We start from the raw sequence: 24036 nt of genomic DNA on the forward strand, positions 1-24036 counted from the left end.
TTGCGGCCATGGAAACCCCACTAAAGGGCATTCGCGTTCTCGAACTCGCCCGCATCTTGGCAGGTCCCTGGATCGGCCAGACGCTTGCCGATCTTGGAGCCGACGTGATCAAGGTCGAGAGCCCGGCCGGCGACGATACGCGAACCTGGGGGCCGCCCTTTGTGGAGGGCGAGGGTGGCGAGAAGCTCGACGCCGCCTATTTTCATGCCTGCAACCGGGGCAAGCGATCGGTCGTGCTCGACTTCACGACGGAGGAAGGGCAGGAGGCGGTGCGCCGGCTGGCGGCGCAATCCGACGTCCTCCTCGAAAACTTCAAGGTCGGCGGTCTCGCCAAATACGGGCTCGACTATGAGAGCCTCCGAAAGATCAATCCGCGGCTCATCTATTGTTCAGTGACCGGTTTCGGCCAGGATGGGCCCTATGCCCACCGCGCCGGTTACGACTACATCGTTCAGGGCATGAGCGGCATCATGGATCTGACCGGTGAGCCGGATGGCGAACCGCAGAAAATCGGCGTCGCCTTTGCCGACATCTTTACCGGCCTCTACGGTGTAATCGCAGTGCAGGCGGCGCTCGTGCAGCGCGAACGCACGGGCGAGGGGCAGCAGATCGACATGGCGTTGCTCGATTGCATGACCGGCGTGCTTGCCAATCAGGCACTGAATTTTCTCGTCTCCGGCAAGGCGCCGCGCCGCCTCGGCAACGCCCATCCGAACATCGCGCCTTACCAGGTTTTCCCTACCGCCGACGGCCACCTGATCGTCGCCGTCGGCAACGACCGGCAATTCGTCAAATTCTGTGACGTGCTCGGCCGTCCCGAGCTTGCGACAGACCCGCGTTATCTGACCAATGCTGCCAGGGTTCAGCATCGTGACACCCTTACCCCGGAGTTGGCTGCGGAAACGGCAAGGTTTACGCGGGATGCGCTTCTGGCGAAGCTCGAAGCCGTGGGCGTGCCGGGCGGCCCGATCAACACGGTCGCCGACGTCTTCGCCGATCCCCAGATCCTCCATCGCCAGATGCGGGTGGACACGCCGCATACCGGCGCGGCCGCCGGTACTTCGCCGGGCGTCAGGACGCCGCTTCGTTTTTCCGGCGCGTCGCTCTCGCTTGAGCGCGGCGCGCCCCGGCTTGGGGAGCACACGACGGAAGTGCTGTCCGAGATCGGCATGGCCGTCCCGAAAGCAAAAGGCTGAGACGGGCTGGGCCTCACGTTGCGAGTTTGCAGCTTTTGCCCCTCACCCTAGCCCTCTCCCCGCAAGCGGGGCGAGGGGATTTTGGCGCCGGCGCTGCGGCGAGTCCCTTCGCCCCGTTTGCGGGGAGAAGGTGGGCGGCAGGCCGGATGAGGGGCATATCCGCTAAGTTTCTTAACTCTTCAAAGCTCGGGTGAAGACGCGTGACAGCCGCTCGGCGAAGGCGCGCGGGTCCTCCGGCTTGTCGCCATCGAGCACGCGCGCCTGGTCAAGCAGAAGCTTCACCGCATCCTCGCGGAAGGCCCCGTCCTCAGCCGGGCAGGCGGCAATGGCCGTGATCAGCGCATGGCCGGGATTGATCTCCAGGATCGGTTTTGCCGCGCTGTCGATGCGGCCGGCTCCCTGCAGCATTTTCTCAAGCTGGCGATCCGGTCCGTGCTCCGGCGCAACGAGGCAGACCGCGCTTTCCGTCAGCCGCTCCGAGGTCCTCACGTCGGAGACCGCATCGCCGAGCGCCGCCTTGGCAAAGGTCACGAATTCGGCGACGGTCTGGTTCGTTTCCGCGGAGGTCGTACCGTCGGCCTCCTGCTTCGCAATACCGGCGAGATCGGCGGCCCCTTGCGTGATTGACTTGAACGGCTTGCCTTCGAAATCCGGCGCCGAGGTCACCCAGAAGCTGTCGACCGGATCGGTGAGCAGTAGCACTTCGATGCCGCGGGCACGGAATCCTTCCAGCTGCGGCGATGCCTTCAGCTGCGCAAGGTTGTCGCCGGCGAGGTAGTAGATCGCCGTCTGCCCGTCCTTCATGTCCTTGACGTAGTCGCCCAATGCCCGCGGCTTGTCGTCCGAAGCGGTGGTGCGGAAGCGTGAGAGTGCGATGAGCTGTCCCCGCCGTTCGAAATCTTCGTAGATGCCTTCCTTTATGACGCTGCCGAAGTCTTCCCAAACTTTGGCGAAGGTTTCCGGCTCGCTTTCCGCGAGCTTCTCGATGCTGGTCAGAACCCGGCTCGTCAGCCCCTTGCGGATGCTGGCGAGCAGCGGGCTCTCCTGGATCATCTCACGCGAGACATTGAGCGGCAGATCCGCCGTATCGATAAGCCCTCGCACGAAGCGCAGGTAACGCGGCAGCAATTCGGCCTCGTCGGTGATGAAGACGCGCTTGACGTAGAGTTTCATCCGCCCCTTGCGATCCGGGTCGAAAAGATCGAAAGGCTTGGAGCCTGGCACGAAGGCGAGTGCCGTATATTCGTGGCGGCCTTCGGCACGGAAGTGAACGGTCACGGCCGGCTCGTCATACTGCCCGGCGACGCTGCGGTAGAAATCCGCATAGTCTTCCTTGGAAATCTCGCTCTTCTGCTTGGTCCAGAGAGCTGTGCCGTCCGCGACCTGGGCGGGCTCGTCGCCGGGTTTCTCGACGATCGAGATCGGCACGGGCACGTGGCCGGACTGATCCTTGACGATCCGCTCGACAGTCCAGCGCGACGTGTACGTCTTGGCGTCGTCCATGAGATGCAGCGTGATCCGCGTGCCGCGCGCCGGCGCACCGGCGAGCTCGACCGCGGAAACCGTATAGCTGCCCTTGCCGTCGGACGCCCAGTGCCAGGCCTTGTCGGAGCCGGCGCGGCGGGAAACCACGTCGACATTGTCGGCTACCATGAAGGCGGAATAGAAGCCGACGCCGAACTGCCCGATGAGCTGCGCGCCTTCTTTGCCCTGAGCGGCTTCAAGTCGCTCCATGAACGCTCGCGTGCCGGAACGGGCGATAGTCCCGAGTGACTCGACCAGTTCGTCGCGGCTCATACCGATGCCGTTATCCTCGACGATGAGACGGGCCTTTTCCTCGTCCAGCGTCAACGTGATGCGTGGCGCGGGATCGTTGGCGAGCAGCTCGGGCGCAACGATCGCCTCGTAACGCAGCTTCTCGCAGGCATCTGCCGCATTCGAAATCAGTTCGCGAAGGAAGATGTTCTTGTCCGAGTAGACCGAGTGCACCATCAAATGGAGCAACCGCGCCACATCGGCTTCGAAGACATGTTTTTCGACGGACATTTCGACTTCACTCATCGCGTTGCAAACCTCCTTGATTGGTTTGCCCCAATTGGCAAGCCGTGCGCCGATTTTCAAGGGTTGTCTTGCCGAGGGTACGTTTCGGTGCAATCCTGCCTGCGCTGATAGAGGCCGATAAGGGCGGCGCGCTCTGCCGCTTCGAATGCCGCAAAGTGCCGCTGCCGCGCCGCCTTCTTCTTTGACGCAAATCAACGCTCGAGAGGCCGCGTTGCTTTTATCTGCAATCAGGGAAGCGAGCCGGTCTTGGTCGCGACAAGGAGTGGCGCCAGCGCTGAAGCTCGATGGAAGGCGGCACCGAACGCCTTCTGGTCGGCGAAGGAGTTCCGGAATGTTCGAGGTGACCGCGTTGACGGCCCAGCCGTCCAAATACGACCGGTTGATCGCCGCTGCGCAGGCCGAGGCGCCGGCAGCCACTATCGTCGCGCATCCCTGCGACGAAAGCTCGCTGCGCGGCGCGATTGAAGCCGCAGACATGGGGCTTATCGTGCCGGTGTTGGTCGGACCGGAAGCCAAGATCCGTAACGTGGCGGCGGAACACCGGCTCGATCTCGGCCAGCGGGAGATCGTCGATGTGCCGCACAGCCATGCCGCAGCCGCCAAGGCGGTCGCACTGATCCGCGAAGGCAGGGGCGAGCTCCTGATGAAGGGCAGCTTGCATACCGACGAACTGATGCACGAAGTCGCCGCCTCCGCCACCGGTCTTCGAACCGAGCGGCGGATCAGCCACGTCTTCGTGATGGACGTCCCTGGCCACGCCGACACGCTCTTTATCACCGACGCAGCGATCAACATCTTCCCGAACCTCGAAGCCAAGCGCGACATCGTGCAGAATGCGATCGACCTCTGGGTCACCATCGGCCTCGGCGAGCCGCGCGTCGCCATTCTTTCGGCGGTCGAGACCGTGACGACCAAGATTCCTTCGACGATCGAGGCCGCCGCGCTTTGCAAGATGGCGGAACGCGGTCAGATCACGGGTGGCCTGCTTGAAGGACCACTCGCCTTCGACAACGCGATCGATCCGGAATCGGCGCGCATCAAGGGGATCAATTCGCCGGTTGCCGGCCGCGCCCAGATACTCGTCGTGCCGGATCTCGAAGCCGGGAACATGCTCGCCAAGAACCTGACTTTCCTCACCCATGCCGACGCGGCCGGCATCGTCCTTGGCGCCCGTGTGCCGATCGTGCTCACCTCGCGAGCGGACTCGATCCGCACCCGCCTTGCTTCCTGCGCCGTCGCCGCGCTCTACGCGGCGCGGCGACGAGCGGCGCAGGTGATAGCGGTATAGCGCCATGGACGCGATCCTCGTCATCAACGCCGGCTCATCGAGCCTGAAGTTCCAGGTCTTCGGCATCGCCGACAGTGACCTGAAGCGCCATATTCGGGGGAAGATCGACGGCATCGGGACGCGGCCGCGTCTACGGGCGACTGCGGGCGACGGCAGCCAGCTCATCGATCGGACCTATAACGCGGCCAATATCCGCGACCTTCCGGCCGCCATTGCCGAGGCTAGACGCTGGCTTTCGACGCTGGACGGCTTCGAGCTGCGCGCGATCGGCCACCGGGTCGTGCATGGCGGCCCGGACTACGCGCGGCCGGTCCTGATCGATGCAACGGTATTGGACCGGCTGGCGAGCTATCAGGACCTTGCTCCTCTGCATCAGCCGAACAACCTGGCACCGATCCGGCTGGCGATGGAGATCAACCCGGATGTGCCGCAGGTCGCCTGCTTCGACACTGCCTTTCACCGTGGGCACGCCGAGCACACCGATTGCTACGCCCTGCCAACGGACTTCTATGATCAGGGCATTCGGCGCTACGGCTTTCACGGACTTTCATACGAATACGTCGCCGAGCGGCTCCGGGAGGTAGCGCCGCAAGCGACCCGCGTCATCGTCGCCCACCTCGGCAGCGGCGCTTCGATGTGCGCGTTGCGAGACGGCCGCAGCATCGAGAGTACGATGGGCTTCACCGCCCTCGACGGTTTGCCGATGGGAACCCGGCCGGGGCAGCTCGATCCGGGCGTTGTCCTCTATCTGATCGCCCATAAGGGCATGAGCGCCGAGAAGGTCTCGGATCTGCTCTACCATGACGCCGGGCTCAAAGGGTTGTCCGGCCTCTCAAGCGACATGCGCGAACTTCTGGCGAGCGACGACCCCAATGCCGCACTCGCCGTCGCGCATTTCGTTTATCGATGCGCACTCAATGCCGGGATGCTAGCCGCAGCGCTGGGCGGGATCGACGCCTTCGTCTTCACTGCAGGCGTCGGCGAGAACTCTGCCCCGATCCGCGCACGCATTGTCGAAGGCCTCCGCTGGCTCGGGGCGGAGCTCGATCCGGCGGCGAACCAGGCGGACGCCGCATTGATCTCAACGGCCAAAAGCCGCATTGCCCTGCACGTTATTCCAACCGACGAGGAACTGATGATCGCGCGGCATACGCTTGCGCTCATCAAGAAGCATGCGGCCTGATTTGGAAAGGCTGCTGTTTGTTCAGATGTTGCCCATGCAGAGATACTTCATCTCCAGATAGTCCTCGAGCCCATGGCGGGAGCCTTCTCGGCCGATGCCGGACTGCTTGATGCCGCCGAAGGGGGCGGCTTCGGAAGACATGCGCCCGGTATTGATGCCGACCATGCCGTATTCCAGCGCTTCGGCCACGTGCCAGACGCGCTTCAGGTTCTCGGCGTAGAAGTAGGCGGCGAGGCCATAGATCGTATCGTTCGCCTCGGCCAGCACCTGCTCGGCCGTTTCGAAACGGATGATCGGGGCGATCGGGCCGAAGGTCTCTTCCTGGGCGACACGCATAACATGTGAAATGCCGGTCAGAACCGTCGGCTCGAAGAATGTGCCGTTGGTGCCGATCCGCCTGCCGCCGCATCGTACTTCTCCGCCCTTGGCCAGGGCGTCGGCAACGTGCGCTTCGATCTTCTCGATCGCATGGCTGTCGATCATCGGGCCGATCGCGACGCCGGCAGAAAACCCGTCACCGACAGTGAGTTCACGCACGCGGGCAACGAATTTTTCCGCGAAAGCGTCGTGTACGGCGGATTGCACATAGATGCGATTGGCCGAAACGCAGGTCTGGCCGGCATTGCGGAACTTGGCCTGCACCGCGCCGTCGACCGCCTCGTCGATATCGGCGTCGTCGAAAACGATGAAGGGCGCGTTGCCGCCGAGTTCCAGGCTGACCTTCTTGATCTGGTCGGAACATTGCCGCATCAAAAGCCGTCCGACTTCGGTGGAGCCGGTGAAGCTGATCTTGCGGACCTTGGGATTGCTGCAGAGCTCGCGGCCGATCGGGGCGCCTTCAGCGGCGTAGATGAGATTGACGACGCCTCCTGGAAAGCCCGCCTTTTCGGCGAGCACGAACATCGCGCCGGCCACGAGCGGTGTCTGTTCCGCCGGTTTGAGTACGACGGCGCATCCGGCGGCCAGCGCCGGCGAGATTTTGCGCGCCACCATGGAGGCCGGGAAATTCCACGGCGTGATGGTGCCGACGACGCCGACGGGCTGCTTGATGACGAGCATGCGGCGGTCATTGGCCGGCGCCGGGAAGGTTTCGCCATAGACGCGCTTGGCCTCCTCGGCATACCACTCGACATAGGATGCCGCGTGAAGAACTTCACCCTTCGCTTCTGCTAACGGCTTGCCCATTTCGGCGGTGAGAATGGCGGCGAGATCATCGACATGCTCGACGATCAGATCATGCCAGCGGCGCAGGATCGCGCTTCGGTCTTTCGCCGGCTTGGCGGCCCAGAGGCTCTGCGCCGCGGCCGCAGCATCGATCGCGGCATGCGCCTCGTCGGTTCCCATGTCGGGCAGCGTTGCGAGCAATTCACCGGTCGAGGGATTGAAGACATCGAATGTCGCGCCGGTCCACTTGGCGGAAGGGCGGGTTACACTTTCGAGCGCGGCAAACAGCTCGGCCGCGCGAAGGTGCTTGGTAAGTGCGGCTGTCAATCCCATGGCGCATCCTCCGGCGAGGCCTCCCGCGGCCGGCCGAGCCTCGCTTCATTTTCTTGCGGAGCGGCGGTTGCACACCCCGAGCCGGCGTCATTGGCCGGACGCCCGCGATAGCGGGCGCTCGGGGTGAGGTCAACCGCGCGCTTCGAGTATCGACGTTTCGAGGATATCGAGTGCTTCCGCAAAGACTTCGTCCTGGATCGTGATCGGCGCCAGGAAGCGAATGACGTTGCCGTGCACACCGCAGGTCAAAAGGATCAAGCCCTTTTCCAATGCAATGAGGCGGACCCTGTTGGCGAAATCGGCGCTCGGCAGGTTGGTCTTCACGTCATTGAATTCGACCGCGTTCATGAAGCCCGGCCCGCGGATATCGACGATCTCCGGCGCCTTTTCGCGTATTGCCGCGAGACGCTGCTTCAGGCGACCCCCAAGCTGGTCCGCGCGCTCGCACAGCTTTTCCTCTGCGATCACGTCAAGAACCGCGTGGGCGGCGGCGATGCCGAGCGGATTGCCGCCATAGGTGCCGCCGAGGCCACCCGGTCCGGGCGCGTCCATGATTTCCGCGCGGCCCGTTACGGCGGCAAGCGGGAAGCCACCGGCAAGACTCTTTGCCATCGTCGTCAGGTCCGGAGCCACGTCGTGGTGCTCCATGGCGAACAGCTTGCCGGTGCGGGCAAAGCCGGTCTGAACCTCATCGGCGATCAGGAGAATGCCATGCTGGTCGCAAATCTCGCGGAGCGCCTTCATGAAAGCGGTCGGGACAGGATAGAAACCGCCTTCGCCCTGCACCGGTTCGATGATGATTGCAGCGACGCGGGCCGGATCGACGTCGGCCGCGAAGAGCCTTTTCAGCGCTGCCAGCGACTGCTCGACGCTGACGCCATGCAGTTCGATCGGGAAGGGAGCGTGGAACACGTCTGCCGGCATAGCGCCGAAGCCGACCTTGTATGGCACGACCTTGCCGGTCAGCGCCATGCCCATGAAGGTGCGCCCGTGGAAGCCGCCACCGAAGGCGACGATGGCCTGCCGACCGGTTGCAGCGCGGGCGATCTTCACCGCGTTTTCGACTGCCTCGGCTCCGGTCGTCACGAAGATCGTCTTCTTGGCGAACTTGCCGGGGGCGAGCGCGTTCAGGCGCTCGGCGAGATGGACGTAATTCTCGTAAGGCACGACCTGGTGGCAGGTGTGGGTGAAGCGGTCGAGCTGGGCTTTGACGGCCGCAATCACCTTCGGGTGGCGATGACCCGTGTTGACGACGGCGATGCCCGAGGCGAAGTCGATGTAGCGGTTGCCTTCCTTGTCCCAGATCTCTGCATTTTCGGCGCGGTCGGCGTAGATCTGCGTGGTCATCCCGACGCCGCGGGAAATGGCTGCATTCTTGCGATCGGTGAGGCTGGTCATCGTCGTTGTCCCGTTGGAGGAGTAATATATTGCATTTTTTCTGCAACTTTTCTCCGGAAGTGGTACATCTTTTCCGATCGAATGCAAATCAAATTTGGTGATCGAGACAACACGTCCACTGATGAGCGCTCCTTGTAAATCCATGCGCCCGGCGGCTAGATTGCCGGCAGCGCCGATGGCTTGGAATCGCTGCGAGCCGCGAAGCCAGAGAGAGGGTCGATGAGCGGGACCGGCAATGTACGCTACAAGGTCGCCGAGGCAGCAAGGCTGGCCGGTGTGTCGCCGTCCACGCTGCGGCTGTGGGAAACGCAGGGGCTCGTCGTGCCGGAGCGATCTGCAACCGGGCATCGGCAATATACCGAGGCAGATCTCGCGCGGCTGAAACGCATTTCGTGGTTTCGTGCCGAGCGCGGCCTGAACCCCGCTGCCATTCGCGAAGCCTTGGAAGCAGAGGGTGCGAATGATGATGCCAATCCGGTTGTAGCTCCGGAAAGCAACGTCGATATCCAGGTCGGCCGGAAATTGCGGAGCCTCAGGCATGCCGCGGGCAAGACTCTGGAGCAGGTGGCAAGCGATATCGGCATCGCGGCATCCGTGCTTTCCACCCTGGAGCGGACCTCGCAGGGCGTCTCTGTCGCCGTTCTCCATAATCTTGCGGAATATTTCGGTACGACGGTTTCCAGCCTCTCCGGGGAAGAGGAGCCTGAGGCGCGGGCGCTTGTCAGGGCCGGCGAGTGGCGCAACTGGCCGCGCACGACGCCGGGCGTGACGGTCCAATTGCTCGCCGAAGGCAAGAACCAGATGGATTGCCATCGCTTCGTGCTGGAACCGGGCGCATCGAGCGAGGGCGCATATCGGCACGATGGCGAGGAATTCGTCTATGTGCTTTCCGGCCACGTCGAATTCATATTGGACTCCGATCAGTTCTACGATCTGCATCCAGGCGACTCGCTCTATTTCGAGAGCCGGCGCCGCCATGCCTGGTCCAATCGCCACGATGGCGAGACCGTTCTGCTGTGGATCAATACGCCGCCGACATTCTAGTTCGCAGTTCGGCACCCTTGCGCGGGATAGTTGAATTAGTATATTCTTATCGTTGTGCGGGATTGTCGGCTGTATTGTCGAATTTCATACAACTAATGTCGCCACAGCTCCGCTCGCTCGGATGTCTAATCAGACTTTAGTCCGATATTGCCGCAAAGACACACTGCAGATTTCTCGGTTTCTGATGCATTCTCCTTGGCGCTGACCTGCCAAAGTTTAGCCCTATTCGGCCATACAGTCGCCCATACCGCCCCTTAACCATTCATTTACCTGAATAGACTCATGGCTCTTGCCACAGGGCAACCACCAAACAGGCGGCAAAAATCATGATTGCGTAGGGAGCTGGTGCCACCAGGAGAGTATCCCGCAAAGATTTTGAACTCGGAGGGGGATGTTCGATGCGGATTGCACGCGACCGGCAGCTGGATGGGCTCAGAGCCGTCGCTGTCACGATGGTGCTGTATGGACATTTCTTCGCGGCCGACGGTTCCTATTGGGGCCATATCGGCGTGCGGTTGTTCTTCGTGCTGAGCGGTTTCCTGATTACCCGGCTGCTGCTCGACGCACGCGAAGATGCCCGTTTCGAACCGGCGACGGCGCTGAAATCGTTTTACGCGCGCCGGGCGCTGCGCATCTTTCCACCTTATTTCGCCGTCCTGGGCATCGTCTGGCTAATCGGCCTGGAAAGCTCGAAGGAAGTGCTGGCGTGGCACGCGCTCTACCTTTCGAATTTCTGGTACGCGATGCTCGGCGAGTGGACGCCGTGGGTCCTCTGTCACACCTGGAGCCTGAGCATTGAAGAGCAGTTCTATGTCGTCTGGCCGCTGATCGTCCTGATCGCCCCGCGGCGCTCGATGGCGGGAATTTGCATCGGCGTCATCGCCTGCTCCGTCGCCTACCGTTTCTATTGGCCGTTTACGGGCGCGCCGTCCCTCGCTCGCGACCTGCTTCCGCCAGCGTCAATGGACGCGCTCGCCTCCGGCGCTCTATTGGCCGTCTACCGATCGAAGAGCGTTGCCTGGCCGCAATGGGCGAGGTTGAGTTGGATGCCGCTCCTCGGTGCATCCGTTTTCCTGTTTTGGCTCAGGCCCGTGTCGTTGACGCCGATGCTGGAGTGGTTGGCCTGGATCGGGCTCGAAATCTTTCCCCTTTTGCCGCTGACGATGCTGGTGGGCAATTGTTCGAGGGGGCTAGACGGCCATCTCGGCAAGCTGGCCGAACTTCCACCACTGACGGCTCTCGGGCGCATCAGCTACGGTGTCTACCTTTTTCATGCGATCGTGCTCGCACTGGTCGTCAAGGCTCAACCCTGGATTCCCGTCAATGTCTCCGAGCAGGGCGTTGGGCGGTTCGTGGTTGCAGGCGCAGCCACGTTGCTGATCGCATCGGTCTCCTGGATCGCCTTCGAAAAGCCGCTAAACGCACTGAAGCGCCATTTCCCATACGTCCGCCCGACGCCACCGAAAGGTGTTCCTGCCTTCACGAACGCGGGCGATCGGATCGGAGCCATTCACGGAACAAGGGACGGCGAGTACCCGGCTTACCTGCGCCAAGCCAAATCCCTTCAGACTTCAGATCTTCAATAAACGCGAGCTGAACAATGCCCACGCCACTGGTCTCTGTCCTGCTGCCCGTCTACAACGCGGAACCCTATCTTCCTGCGGCGCTCGAAAGCATCCTGCGTCAGGACCACGAGCATCTGGAAATCATCGCTATCGACGACGGGTCTAGGGATCGTTCGCTGGAGATCCTGGAGCGGTATCGAAAAGATGACGGTCGCATCCACATCGTCTCGCGCGAGAACCGCGGCCTTATCGCGACGTTGAACGAGGGCTTGGTGCTTGCCAAGGGCGATCTTGTTGCAAGGATGGACGCTGATGATGTTTCCTACCCGTCCCGCTTTTCGCGCCAGGTTTCACTGTTCCAAAAACGGCCCGATCTCGCGCTTTGCGGTACGGGAATCGACACGCTGATCGGCAGCCGCATTCTCCGCGGTACGCCCAACCCGATCTATCGGTCGGGAAGCCTGGGCACATTGTCGAGGTTCTTCACGATCTTCATGCACTCGACGGTGATCTATAATCGAAATGTGATGCCACAGGAGATGCTCGTTTATGACGCGAGCTACGTGCATGCCGAGGATTTCGATCTGTTCAGACGAATTACAGATCGCTTCCCCGCGATGATGATCGATGAAGCACTGGTCGCCTATCGCATTCATGGCGACAGCGTCACGAGCAAGCACAAGCGCCAGATGCGCCAAACGCATTTGAAGATCGTGGCCGAAAACCTCGAGCGGGACCGTCTTGTCAGCGATACGAGCGCCCTCGGCGAGATAGGTGCGGCGGTCACACTGGACACGGTTCGAAATGCTGCCGAATTTGTCCTTGCGCTCGAACGGCAAATTTCCTCTCGACCGCCGGATGTGCGCCAAGCCTACGAAGACGGGGCCCTGTGTTTCTTCTATTTTCTGTATCAGCTCATAGCCGACGAAGAGCGACCGGAGCTGACGCATGCGTTTCTGACCTGGACCCGGAAATGGGGGCTGATCCGGCGTCGCGAACGATACGGTTTGCTCGCGGGGGCACGCGCGCCGTGGTGCAGCCGCGTTTCGCTCGCCGCCACGAGGCGGGTGGACTGGCTGGCGCGGTACCTGCAGTCGGTGCCCGCTGCGACTGTTCTTCATCAGAATGGCTTGGCCTGAGATGGCGTCAGAACGTTCTGCAACAGCGCAGCAGCATCCCGGCGCAGCGGCCGCGCGGCCGACCACCACGACTTCAATTTCCGGTGGGCTGCGGCCGTTCGCGAGCTTCATCGTCTGTACGCGCAATCGCGTTCAGGCGCTTGCCGCCTGTATCCGATCGATCGAGACCGCATGTCTTGCACGTGCTGCCGTCACGAGCGAACTCGTCGTCGTCGACAACGGCTCGACGGACGGGACGCCCGACGAGCTGGTTCGAATAGCGGCGGCGTCCCCCGTCGCCATCACGCTGGTGGCCGAGCCGCGCCCGGGCCTTGCGGCGGCGCGCAATGCGGGAATGGCACGGGCGCGCGGCCGGATCCTCGTTTTCGTCGATGACGATTGCGAAGTCGACGGCGGCTATCTCGGCGATCTCGAGCGGCATTACGCCGATGGTGAACGGCGCGTCATCCGCGGCGGTCGCGTCGAACTCGGCGACACGTCGGATCTGCCATTCACGATCAAGCGATCGAGCGTTGCCGCGCGATTGAGCCGAGACGTCCATCCGGGCGGTTTCGTGCTGGGGTGCAACATGACGATGCACCGCGATGTGGCGGCGCTCGTCGGGCCTTTCGACGAGCGTTTCGGGGCCGGTGCACCGCTGCAATCGGCGGAGGATACCGACTATCTCGTGCGCGCCTTTCAACTCGATATCCCTGTCGAATACGTGCCTGACATGACTGTCTACCACCACCACGGACGGAAGGCCCGCGAAGCCATCGAAAAGCTTCACCGCAGCTATAGCCTCGGCAATGGTGGTCTTTGTCTGAAGCATCTCTTCAAGGCGCCATGGTTGCTCAGGCACTTCTGCTGGACCGTCAGATCAGCTTGCGGAGAAAGTCTTGGCGGCGCCAGGTTCGATCCGGAACTCCAGCTATCCCATTGGCCGATCGTATCGATGAACCTGCTCGGCGCTGTAAGGTTCGTACGTCTCGCCCTGACCAATCCGACGCCGCCGCAAGAGCTGCGCCAGATTGACCAGACGGCGCCGAAATTGAGGTGAGAGCCGTCATGTTGCGATTCCTATTGCCGGGCCTAGAGGTACTGCGCGACGCGCTGGGGCGGCAAATGCGCCTGCTTCCCGCCGTCGTGGTTCTCGGCCTTGCCAGCGCCGCGCTCGAAGGCGCGGGCATCGGGCTCATCATCCCCATGCTCGGTATTATTGCCGGAAATCAGGATGCCGCCGGATTGAACGGGATCTCCGCGGCCTTCCAGCAGGTGGGGGCGGGGCTCGACGACGGCCAAAGGTTGCTGGCGATCACAGCCGTGGTTCTTGCTCTGATTACGCTCAAGAACATTCTGGCCTTCGCGAACACGCTTCTGACGACCTTCATCTACGGGAAGGCGAGCCACGCGATCCGAAGCGCTCTCTCGGACCAGCTCTTAAGGATCGGCTATCCATTCTTCCTGCAGCAAAGTCCCGGTCGCCTGCTCAACATCATCTCCAACGAGTCATGGCGCGCTTCCGATGCGATACAGACGGTGCTCGCGGCGCTGGTACACGGCTCCGCAGCCGTCATCCTGCTCGCGTTTCTCCTGCTGCTATCCTGGCAGATGACGCTGTTCGTCGCGCTTGGCCTCGTCCTTGTCCAACTCGTGCATGCCGCCTTGTCGGCCACCCTCAAAGGCCCGAGCCGCGAGGTGACGTCCTTCAACAGCGAGCTCGCCGCCAGAATGCTTCATCTCGTGCATGCCGGGCGGCTGATCCGCGTGTTCGGTCAGGAAGAGCGCGAAAAGGCGGTGTTCGCTACGGCTTCGGACGCCGTTCGCCGGGCAGGCTTCGTCCTGCAGAGCCGCCAGGGCGCTTTGCCGCCACTCACTGAAGTGCTCCATTCCGCTCTTTTCCTGGCGGCGGTTGTCAGCGCCTGGTTTGTCGGCGTGAGCTTTCCGGTAATCGTCGCCTTTGTCGTGCTGCTCTACCGTCTGCAGCCGCACATGCGCGCTCTGCAAATGTCCTGGAGTCAGATTCAGGGCTGGAGCGGATCGCTCGAAGAGGTGCGGTGGCTCCTGGATTCGTCGGACAAGCCGCGGCCACCCACGGGCAAGGAGCCGGTCGACGGTTTGCGCGAGCGCATCAAATTCGAACAGGTGACTTTCAGATATCCGGGCTCGGAGGCTCGCCCTGTCGTGCTGCAATCCGCGGGATTCGAAATCCGCAGCGGCCGTTCGACGGCGATCATCGGGCGTTCGGGCGCCGGCAAGACCACGATCGTCAACCTCCTGTGCCGATTTGTGGAGCCCGATGAGGGACGCATTCTCATCGATGGTGTGCCGCTCGATCAGATAGACCCTTCTCAGTGGCGGCGGCAGATCGCCGTCGCCAGCCAGGATCTCGAACTGGTCGACGGCAGCATCTTCGAAAACATCACCTACGGCGAGAACGCGACGATCGCCGAAGTGGAACGCGCGGCCAAGCTGGCCGAGGCGCATAGCTTCGTGGAGAAGCTGCCCGAAGGATACAGCACCATCGTCGGCTATCGGGGAGCGAGCCTTTCGGCGGGGCAGCGGCAGCGCATAGCACTCGCCCGAGCCCTGGTGCGCGATCCGCAAATCCTGATCCTCGACGAGGCCACCAACGCTGTCGACGGTTTGTCGGAGGCCGCGATCGTCGAGACGTTGAGATTAAGGGCCGGCCGGCGCACGACCATCGTGATCAGCCATCATCGCAGCACGATTTCGTTCTGCGATGACGTGGTAGTGCTCGGCAGCGGCCGTGTGAAAAGCCAGACGCCACTGGTCGACGTCGCCTCGCTCAGCATGGATCAGCTCTACGAACACGAGACGCGCGTGGAGCGCCAAGGTTGAACTCGGCAAAAAAGCAGAGCCGCGACAGCGGTCCCGCCGCCTTGATCAGGCGGCCTTGGCGTAGTGCTTGGCCATTTCCGGCAGGCGCAGCACCCTGATCTTCGAGGCCTGGCCGGCGGCACGGAATGCCTCGAAGCGCTCCTTGCAGACCTCGGTCATGCGCGCGATCGCGGGTTTCAGGTAATTGCGCGGATCGAAATTGTCCGGATGCTCCAGATGGTGCTTGCGGATTTCGCCGGTGAAGGCGAGGCGGAGATCGGTGTCGATGTTGACCTTGCGGACGCCGAGCGGGATCGCCTTCTGAATTTCGGCAACCGGCACGCCCCAGGTCTTCTTCATCTTGCCGCCATAGGCGTTGAAAAGCTCCTGGAGGTCGGCCGGGACCGACGACGATCCATGCATGACAAGATGGGTATTCGGCAGGCGCCTGTTGATCTTGGCGATCGTGTCGATCGAAAGGATCTCGCCGTCGGGCTCGCGCGTGAACTTGTAGGCGCCGTGGCTCGTGCCGATCGCGACGGCAAGAGCATCGACGCCGGTCTTGGAGACGAAATCGAAGGCTTGCTCCGGATCCGTCAGCAGTTCCTCGCGGGAAAGCTTGCCTTCGAACCCGTGGCCGTCCTCCTTGTCGCCGGCACCCGTTTCGAGGTTGCCGAGGCAGCCGAGTTCGCCTTCGACGGAAACGCCGGCCGCATGGGCGATCTTCACGACCTCGGCCGTTACCGCGACATTGTATTCGTAGCTCGCAACAGTCTTGCCGTCCTTTTCGAGCGAACCGTCCATCATCACGGAGGTGAAGCCGTTGGTGATCGCTGAAATGCAGGTGGACGGCTGGTCACCGTGATCGAGATGCAGACAGACCGGGATGTGCGGATACTCCTCGGCTGCTCCTAGGATCAGATGGCGCAGGAAGGCGTCGCCGGCATAGGCACGCGCGCCGCGGCTCGCCTGCAGGATCACCGGAGAGTCCGTTGCGTCGGCGGCTCGCATGACGGCCTGAATATATTCGAGATTGTTCACATTGAAGGCTGGCAGCGCATAATTATTCTCCGCTGCATGGTCGAGCAGTTGCCGCAATGTGATCAATGCCATTCGAAATCTCCCTGATGCTGGACGCCTCACTCCAGGCGTGATGGATAGGCGGATACGGGCTGAAAACAGCGCCGCTCGGCGAGGTCGTCGAAGACGGCTTTGGCACTCTCCGACGGACGTGGAACGGGCGTTGCCGGACCAAGTCAGGGGCACAATAATTCATGCGGGTCTTTTGGCAACGGGGACAGCGGCACGGCCGGGCACTTGATGGACGTGCGTCAGCGGATTTTGCTGTGGATGAGAAATTGAACGGTCAGAAATCGCGGCTTTCGCTTTCTGGTGGTGCTGGCAGGGTGACGCACGGAGCGGGGAAAAGGAGCACAGATCGGTGGCAGACGATAGGCGCCGGCGTCCAAATCGCACATCGCTGACGTAGCGGCGCCATCGGTACGGACGCATGACGTTGCAAAAAGATTGCGACAGGTGCCGCAAATTTTTTCGCATATTACGTAAAGTGCCGCATCAATTCACGAACTTTGCATGACGTTCTTTTCAGGACGTTTCCAGGAGGAGAAGTGTCGATGTTTGAATCCGATCTAAAACGTTACAGTCTGCCAATCCGGCGATCGCTGTCCAGCCTGACCAAAGTCGCAAAAGCGACGAAAACCACCGCAAACGAAATACAACTTATGCGTCTATGTAAATGACGTTCTATAGAGGAGGATGCAATTTTCCGCACAAAGCGCCTTGCCTTTGTTGAGAATTTGCCCTTCTCTCCTGCGATCACAACCCAAAACGAGGGGAAGGAGAAAAAACAATGACCTCACTGAAACTTAAACTCAGCGCCGCAGCGTTGCTTGGCTCGCTGCTGATCGGCGCAAGCCCTGCACTTGCGGAAGCGGTGCTTCATCGCGGTAACGCCGGCGAGCCGCAGACGCTCGACCAGGCCCACACGTCGATCAACATCGAAGAGTTCATCCTCAAGGATCTCTATGAAGGCCTGATGATCTACGACGCCGCAGGCAAGGTCATCCCCGGCGCCGCCGAAACCTGGGAGCTTTCGGATGACGGCACCGTCTACACCTTCAAGCTGCGTGCCGATGCCAAATGGTCGGACGGCTCGCCGGTAACGGCAGAAGACTTCGCCTTCTCGTTCCGCCGTGTGGAGGATCCGAAGACGGCCGCCGAATACGCCAACATTCTGTTCCCGATCAAGAATGCCGAAAAGGTCAACAAGGGCGAAGTGCCGGTCGACCAGCTCGGCGTGAAGGCGGTCGACGAAAAGACGCTCGAAATCACTCTGGAGCGCCCGACGCCCTTCTTCCTGGAGCTGCTCGCCCACCAGACCGCGCTTCCCGTCAGCAAGGCGAGCGTAGAGAAGAACGGCGCCGATTTCGTCAAGCCGGGCGTGATGATTTCGAACGGTGCGTTCAAGCTGGCCGCCCATGTGCCGAACGACAGCCTGACGGTCGAGAAGAACGCCAATTACTGGGATGCCGCCAACGTCAAGCTCGACAAGGTGATCTTCTATCCGATCGACGACCAGGCCGCCTCGGTGCGTCGCTTCGAAGCGAAGGAAATGGATCTCGCCTACAACTTCTCGGCCGACCAGATCGAGCGGCTGCGCAAGTCGTATGGCGACCAGGTCCACGTCTCGCCGACACTTGCAACCTACTATTACGCCTTCGACACGCGGCAGGAACCCTATAGCGACGTTCGCGTTCGCCGGGCGCTCTCTATGGCGGTCGACCGCGACTTCCTCGCCAAGGAGATCTACAGCGGTTCGCAGCTGCCGTCCTATTCGATGGTGCCGCCGGGCATCGAGAGCTACGGCGACCCGGCGAAGGCCGACTTTGCCAACCTGTCTCAGCTCGACCGCGAAGATCAGGCCATCGCCCTGATGAAGGAGGCCGGCTACGGCGAGGGCGGCAAGCCGCTGAACATCGAAATCCGTTACAACACGAACCCGAACCATGAACGTGTTGCAACGGCTGTTGCCGACATGTGGAAGAACACCTTCGGCGCCAAGGTCTCGCTCGTGAACCTCGACGTGTCGTCGCACTACGCCTACCTGCAGGAAGGCGGCAAGTTCAACGTCGCCCGTGCCGGTTGGGTTGCCGACTATGCGGATGCCGAGAACTTCCTGGCGCTGAGCCTCAGCACCAACAAGACCTTCAACTACGGACACTTCGAAAACGCCGAATTCGACGCGTTGATGAAGAAGTCCTATGAAGAACAGGATCCGGCGGCACGCTCGAAGATCCTCCATGAAGCCGAGACCCTGCTGATGAAGGAACAGCCGATCGCGCCGTTCCTGACCCAGGCAGACCTGTGGCTCGTCTCGAGCCGCGTCAAGGGCTGGCAGGACAACGGGCCGAACGCGCATTTGAGCAAGTTCCTGAGCGTCGCCGAATAACGAACTGAGGCGACGCGCGGCCGCTGCCGCGCGTCGCCTTCGGAGCACATCCATGATCCCCTTCATCCTTCGCCGACTGGCGAGTGCGGTGCCGACGCTGTTCATCGTCGTCACCATATCCTTCTTCTTGATGCGGTTTGCCCCCGGCGGCCCCTTCAATCTCGAGCGTCCTCTCCCTCCCTCCACGATGGAGAACCTGATGAGGACCTACCACCTCGATCAGCCGCTCTGGCGCCAATACCTCATCTATCTCAGCAATGCGGTGACGGGCGACTTCGGCCCGAGTTACATCTACCATGACAACAATGTCGCGCAGCTGATCGGCAAGGGCCTGCCCTACTCGATGGAGCTCGGATTCTACGCACTGCTTCTGGCCGTCATCGGTGGTGTAATCGCCGGCACCATTGCAGCCCTCAGGCAGAACAGCATCCTCGATTTCGGGATCATGGCGGTCTCGACGATCGGCGTCACCGTTCCGAACTTTGTTGTCGGCCCGGTCCTGACACTCGTTTTCGCGATCGTCCTGTCGTGGCTGCCGGCGGGCGGCTGGGGGGACGGATCGTTCCGCTTCCTGATCCTGCCGATGATTGCCCTGGCGCTGCCGCAGCTCGCCGTCTTCGCCCGGCTCACGCGCGGATCGATGATCGAGGCGCTCCACACCGACCACATCCGTACCGCCAAGGCCTATGGTCTTCCGTCGCGCGCGGTCGTGGTGACGCACGCGATGCGCGGCGCGATGCTTCCGGTCGTTTCCTATCTCGCACCCTGTGCGGCCGCACTCCTTACAGGTTCGGCCGTGGTGGAGACGATCTTCACGATTCCGGGTGTCGGACGCTATTTCGTACTCGGCGCTATCAACCGCGACTACACTCTGGTCATGGGCACCGTCGTCCTCATCGCCATCTTCGTCATCGTTTTCAATCTTCTGGTCGATATTCTCTACGGCCTGCTCGATCCGAGGGTTCGCCATGACTGATATCGTCCACGTGCCGGAGGTTCCTGCGGAAACCAAGGGCCGCAGCCTCTTCCAGCTCGCCGCGCTCCGCTTCCGCCGCAATCGCGCCGCCATGGCCGGTTGTGTGATGCTGGTGTTGATTGCGCTCTTCTCCTTCGTGGGGCCGCTATTCTCGCCGCATAGCTACGATCAGGTGTTCCCGTCCTACGTCTCGATTGCCCCCAGCCTCGAACCGCGGCCGGATACCTCGACGCTTCAGGACGTGATGGAAGGTGTGGCGACCCGCGCCCGCGTCGCGCTCAAGGAATTCAACGTCGAGGGCGAAAACTTCACTGCCACGATTGCCTCTACTTCGGATCAGCCGATCGACCCGCGCGCGACGCGGTATTTCGACAGGGCCAACGAGTTCGAAGGCACGAAGGTCGTCGTCACCGAAGATGATGGCCGCACCCTTAAGGTCGAGGGCCAGGTGGATCGCGAATATTTCCCCTTCGGCACCGACTCGAATGGCCGCGACCTGCTCGTTCGCGTGATGCTCGGCGGACAGATATCGATCGCCGTCGGGCTGCTGGCGAGCCTCGTCTCGCTCGGCATCGGTGTGGTCTACGGGGCGACCTCAGGCTATATCGGCGGGCGTGTCGACAATGTCATGATGCGTCTGGTCGAGATCCTCTATTCGCTGCCCTTCGTCTTCCTCGTCGTCGTGCTCGTCGTTTTCTTCGGCCGCAGCTTCATCCTGATCTTCCTGGTGATCGGCGCCGTCGAATGGCTGGATATGGCGCGTATCGTGCGGGGACAGACGCTGGCGCTCAAGCGGCGCGAGTTCGTGGGGGCGGCCCAGGCGCTAGGTCTTACCGACTGGCAGATCATCCGCCGTCACATCATCCCGAACACCATCGGCCCGGTGATCGTCTTCGTCACCGTCGTCGTGCCGAAGGTCATCCTGCTCGAGAGCTTCCTCTCCTTCCTCGGCCTCGGCGTGCAGGCGCCGTTGACGAGCTGGGGCGCGCTCATCTCCGAAGGGGCAAACAATATCCAGTCGGCGCCGTGGCTGCTCATCTTCCCGGCCATCTTCTTCGTCGTCACGCTGTTTTCGCTGAATTTCGTCGGCGACGGCCTGCGCGATGCGCTTGACCCGAAGGACCGCTGACATGGCAGACATGAAGGAATCCATTCTCGCCGTTCGCGGCCTCAAGGTGGACTTTTCGACACCGGACGGCACTGTCGAGGCCGTGAAAGGCATCGATCTCGATGTCCGCGCCGGCGAGACGCTGGCGGTCGTCGGCGAGTCCGGTTCCGGCAAGAGCCAGACCATGATGGGCATCATGGGGCTATTGGCGACGAACGGCACCGTGACCGGCTCGGCCCGCTATCGCGGCCGCGAGCTTGTCGGCCTTGCGCCAAAGGCGCTGAACGACGTGCGCGGCTCGAAGATCACGATGATCTTCCAGGAGCCGATGACATCGCTCGATCCACTCTACACGATCGGGCGGCAAATCGCCGAGCCGATCGTCCATCACCGCGGGGGAACATTCAAGCAGGCGCGCAAGCGCGTGCTGGAACTGCTGGAGCTCGTCGGCATCCCTGAGCCCGCTCGGCGCATCGACAGCTATCCGCACGAACTCTCAGGCGGCCAGCGCCAGCGCGTGATGATCGCCATGGCGCTCGCCAACGAGCCGGATATCCTGATCGCCGACGAACCGACGACCGCGCTGGACGTCACCATCCAGGCACAGATCCTCGATCTCCTGAAGCAGCTGCAGAAGCGTTTCGGCATGGCAATCGTGTTGATCACGCACGACCTCGGCATCGTGAAGCATTTTGCCGAGCGCGTCGCCGTGATGCGTCGCGGCGAGGTCGTCGAGCACGGCACGACGGCTGACATCTTCGAACGGCCGAAGGCCGAATATACGAAGATGCTGCTTGCAGCCGAGCCCAGCGGACGCAAGGCATCGCCCCCGGAAACTGCGCCGATCATTCTGGAGGGCCGGGACGTCGCGGTTGACTATGCGATCGGTGGCGGGCTGTTCCGAGGCTCGACCGGGGTGTTTCGCGCCGTTGATGGCGTCAATCTGCGCCTGAGGCAAGGCCAGACGATCGGTATCGTCGGTGAATCCGGATCCGGCAAGTCGACATTGGGGAGGGCGCTGCTCCGGCTCTTGCCGAGCAAGGGGCACTACCGTTTCGATACGACGGATATTTCCGGTTTCGACCGGAGCTCCATGCGGCCCCTTCGCCGCGAGCTCCAGCTCGTCTTCCAGGACCCCTATGGCTCGCTGTCACCGCGCCGGACGGTCGGTGAGATCATCACCGAAGGTCTCTACGTGCACGAACCCGGGCTCAACCGGGCCGAGCGGGATCGCCGCGCGATCGCGGCCTTGAAGGAGGTCGGCCTCGATCCGGCGTCGCGCAACCGTTATCCGCATGAGTTCTCGGGCGGCCAGCGTCAGCGCATCGCCATCGCCCGCGCCATGATCCTGAAGCCGAAGGTCGTCATCCTCGACGAACCGACATCGGCGCTCGATCGCTCGGTGCAGGGGCAGGTCATCGAGCTTCTGCGCGACCTGCAGCGTTTGCATGGGCTCTCCTACATCTTCATCAGTCACGATCTTTCGGTCGTGAAGGCGATGTCGGACTATGTGATCGTGATGAAAAACGGCCGCATCGTCGAGGAGGGCGAAACGGACGCGATCTTCGAAGCGCCGAAGGAGCCCTATACCAAGACGCTGATCGGCGCCGCCTTCAACGTCTGAGATCCGCAGCTCAAACTACGGAGACGCGGGGTACTGCGTCTCCGTTTATCGCGCAGGGCGCCCCGCTTCGAGCGGCCGGCTGGCCGGTGAACCGTTGTCATCAGCACCGCGACGGCGAAAATCAGCCCGGCAAAGCGAACAAGAACCGGGCCGGAATTTCTCGCCGGCAGACCAATCTTTCGCAAATCCCCATGGCTAGGGGCCAGGTTAGGAACCATCCTTGGCCGCTCCGAGTTTTCAACAATGATCCGAAATTCGGATTAGACAAAACTCGACGCCGCGGGTTGCCCTGCGGAAATTTCGACGAGAAAGGTGATGGATTTCATAGAAGCGGTCAACGCTGCCGGATCCTGGCTGCAGACTGTTCTTCTGAACGAATGGACGCTCTATCAGTCTGTTCTGATCGTAACCGGTTACCTGCTTTGCGGTTTTCTGGCAAAACGGATAGAGCCGGCATTGGAATCCCGCGCGCGCACCATCAAGGGAAACCCCGATCTGCTGCGCGTCATCATCGCCTTCATGCGACGGCTGCGGTGGCTCTTTTTGATCGTGTGGTTGTGGATCGCGGATGTGGTCCTGTTGCGATTTGGATGGCCCTCGTACCGGTGGATGGTGGCTACAGCCCTCACGCTCGTTGCCGCATGGTTTGTCATCTCGGTGCTCACGCGCATAATCAGAAACCAGACGCTCGCGCGGGTCGTTGCCGTCGCCGGCTGGCTCTATTTTGCACTTTACGCCCTTGGACTGGATCGCACGATCCAGGCAGCCCTTGACGGCATGGCCGTCAATCTCGGTGCGGTTCGTCTTTCGATGTTGTTGGTTTTGAAGGCGGTCGTCCTTTCTGCGGCGCTAATCTGGCTGGCCGTTCTCTTTGGCAACATGTCATCGCATTGGATACAGAAGTCCGCGGATCTGACGCCATCGCTCAAGGTCCTCATCAGCAAACTCATCAAAATAGGATTGATTGTATTTGCCGGCGCTGTTGCCTTGTCTGCGACGGGAATCGATCTGACCGCTCTCACGGTCTTTTCGGGTGCCGTCGGCGTAGGCATCGGTTTCGGCCTGCAGAAGGTCGTCTCCAACTTCATATCCGGAATCATCATTCTTCTCGATAAATCGATCAAACCGGGCGACACGATAACGCTTGGAGAAACCTTCGGCTCTATCCGCGACCTACGCTCCCGCTTCGTCTCCGTCATCACGAGAGATGGAAAGGAATATCTCATCCCGAACGAAGACTTTATTTCCCAGCAGGTCGTGAACTGGTCGTTTTCCAGTGAATATGTCCGCATCGAGGTCAGCTTCGGCACTTCGTATGACAGCGATCCGCACGAGGTTGTCCGCATAGCGATCGAGGCCGCGAAAACCATTCCGCGGGTTTCCAGTGTCTACGCCCAGCCGGTCTGTTGGATGACCGCCTTTGGATCATCGTCGCTCGACTTCAAACTGAGATTCTGGATTTCCGATCCGAGCAACGGGCTTACCAACGTCCGCGGCGAGGTGCTCATGGCTTTGTGGGATGCGTTCAAGGCGGCCGGCATCTCAATCCCGTTCCCGCATCGTGAAATCATCATGAAGACACCTGTCGAGGTTGTGGATTCACTTGAGCGGGACGACGAGATGCGATGCGGTCCTGAGCCCCGATCCCGCCCAAAGGCTTGAGGGCCG

Annotated in this window: 17 protein-coding genes; 13 read left to right on the forward strand and 4 right to left on the reverse strand. The window is 61.7% G+C overall.

Going from position 1 to position 24036, the window contains the following annotated elements:
• The first annotated feature begins 8 nt into the window (after positions 1-8).
• Positions 9-1196 (forward strand): CaiB/BaiF CoA transferase family protein, encoded by a 1188-nt coding sequence (locus ILFOPFJJ_RS20620; protein WP_173512413.1) that lies wholly within the window; start codon positions 9-11, stop codon positions 1194-1196.
• Positions 1197-1367: 171 nt separating this feature from the next.
• Here ILFOPFJJ_RS20620 and htpG read toward each other — a convergent pair whose 3' ends face one another.
• Complete coding sequence (htpG, locus tag ILFOPFJJ_RS20625; RefSeq protein WP_173512414.1) at positions 1368-3257, reverse strand: molecular chaperone HtpG; 1890 nt, start codon at positions 3255-3257, stop codon at positions 1368-1370.
• Between the two features lie 331 nt (positions 3258-3588).
• On the opposite strand from htpG, the gene ILFOPFJJ_RS20630 reads away from it, so the two are divergent.
• Positions 3589-4545 (forward strand): phosphate acetyltransferase, encoded by a 957-nt coding sequence (locus ILFOPFJJ_RS20630; RefSeq protein WP_173512415.1) that lies wholly within the window; start codon positions 3589-3591, stop codon positions 4543-4545.
• A gap of 4 nt (positions 4546-4549) precedes the next feature.
• Positions 4550-5728, forward strand: a complete 1179-nt coding sequence (locus ILFOPFJJ_RS20635; RefSeq protein WP_173512416.1) for an acetate/propionate family kinase — start codon at positions 4550-4552, stop codon at positions 5726-5728.
• 21 nt (positions 5729-5749) lie between these two features.
• Here the strand turns inward: ILFOPFJJ_RS20635 and ILFOPFJJ_RS20640 are convergent, their stop codons facing one another.
• Entirely contained in the window at positions 5750-7225 is a 1476-nt protein-coding gene (locus tag ILFOPFJJ_RS20640) for an NAD-dependent succinate-semialdehyde dehydrogenase (RefSeq protein ID WP_173512417.1), read from the reverse strand.
• Between the two features lie 129 nt (positions 7226-7354).
• Positions 7355-8623: a 4-aminobutyrate--2-oxoglutarate transaminase gene (locus ILFOPFJJ_RS20645; RefSeq protein WP_173512418.1), complete on the reverse strand. Its 1269-nt coding sequence runs from the start codon at positions 8621-8623 to the stop codon at positions 7355-7357.
• A 219-nt stretch (positions 8624-8842) separates the two neighbouring features.
• Between ILFOPFJJ_RS20645 and ILFOPFJJ_RS20650 the strand changes: the two genes are divergently transcribed.
• From ILFOPFJJ_RS20650 to ILFOPFJJ_RS20670, 5 genes are all read left to right on the forward strand, one after another.
• Complete coding sequence (locus ILFOPFJJ_RS20650) at positions 8843-9667, forward strand: MerR family transcriptional regulator (protein WP_173512419.1); 825 nt, start codon at positions 8843-8845, stop codon at positions 9665-9667.
• Positions 9668-10065: 398 nt separating this feature from the next.
• Positions 10066-11253, forward strand: coding sequence for an acyltransferase family protein (locus tag ILFOPFJJ_RS20655; protein ID WP_173512420.1), 1188 nt, complete (start codon positions 10066-10068; stop codon positions 11251-11253).
• Between the two features lie 14 nt (positions 11254-11267).
• A complete protein-coding gene (locus ILFOPFJJ_RS20660) occupies positions 11268-12371 on the forward strand; it encodes a glycosyltransferase family 2 protein (protein ID WP_173512421.1) in 1104 nt (367 codons plus the stop codon).
• 1 nt (position 12372) lies between these two features.
• A complete protein-coding gene (locus ILFOPFJJ_RS20665) occupies positions 12373-13410 on the forward strand; it encodes a glycosyltransferase family 2 protein (protein WP_173512422.1) in 1038 nt (345 codons plus the stop codon).
• 8 nt (positions 13411-13418) lie between these two features.
• The gene (locus tag ILFOPFJJ_RS20670) at positions 13419-15212 is read left to right on the forward strand and encodes an ABC transporter ATP-binding protein (RefSeq protein WP_173512423.1); all 1794 of its coding nucleotides are present in this window, start codon (positions 13419-13421) and stop codon (positions 15210-15212) included.
• Positions 15213-15257: 45 nt separating this feature from the next.
• On the opposite strand, the gene fba is transcribed toward ILFOPFJJ_RS20670, so the two are convergent.
• Positions 15258-16304, reverse strand: a complete 1047-nt coding sequence (fba, locus tag ILFOPFJJ_RS20675) for a class II fructose-bisphosphate aldolase (RefSeq protein WP_173512424.1) — start codon at positions 16302-16304, stop codon at positions 15258-15260.
• Positions 16305-17061: 757 nt separating this feature from the next.
• Here fba and ILFOPFJJ_RS20680 point away from each other — a divergent pair.
• From ILFOPFJJ_RS20680 to ILFOPFJJ_RS20700, 5 genes are all read left to right on the forward strand, one after another.
• Positions 17062-18660, forward strand: coding sequence for a peptide ABC transporter substrate-binding protein (locus tag ILFOPFJJ_RS20680; protein ID WP_173512425.1), 1599 nt, complete (start codon positions 17062-17064; stop codon positions 18658-18660).
• Between the two features lie 52 nt (positions 18661-18712).
• Entirely contained in the window at positions 18713-19636 is a 924-nt protein-coding gene (oppB, locus tag ILFOPFJJ_RS20685) for an oligopeptide ABC transporter permease OppB (RefSeq protein ID WP_173512426.1), read from the forward strand.
• Positions 19629-20765, forward strand: coding sequence for an ABC transporter permease (locus ILFOPFJJ_RS20690; protein ID WP_173512427.1), 1137 nt, complete (start codon positions 19629-19631; stop codon positions 20763-20765). The genes oppB and ILFOPFJJ_RS20690 overlap by 8 nt, the downstream gene beginning before the upstream one ends.
• Position 20766: 1 nt before the next feature.
• Positions 20767-22368: an ABC transporter ATP-binding protein gene (locus tag ILFOPFJJ_RS20695; protein WP_173512428.1), complete on the forward strand. Its 1602-nt coding sequence runs from the start codon at positions 20767-20769 to the stop codon at positions 22366-22368.
• A 315-nt stretch (positions 22369-22683) separates the two neighbouring features.
• Positions 22684-24030 carry a mechanosensitive ion channel family protein gene (locus ILFOPFJJ_RS20700; RefSeq protein WP_173512429.1) on the forward strand — a complete coding sequence of 449 codons (1347 nt, stop codon included), beginning with the start codon at positions 22684-22686 and terminating at the stop codon, positions 24028-24030.
• Positions 24031-24036 lie beyond the last annotated feature (6 nt).

The organism is Sinorhizobium psoraleae, from assembly GCF_013283645.1.
In the GTDB taxonomy this organism is placed as follows: Bacteria; Pseudomonadota; Alphaproteobacteria; order Rhizobiales; family Rhizobiaceae; genus Sinorhizobium; species Sinorhizobium psoraleae.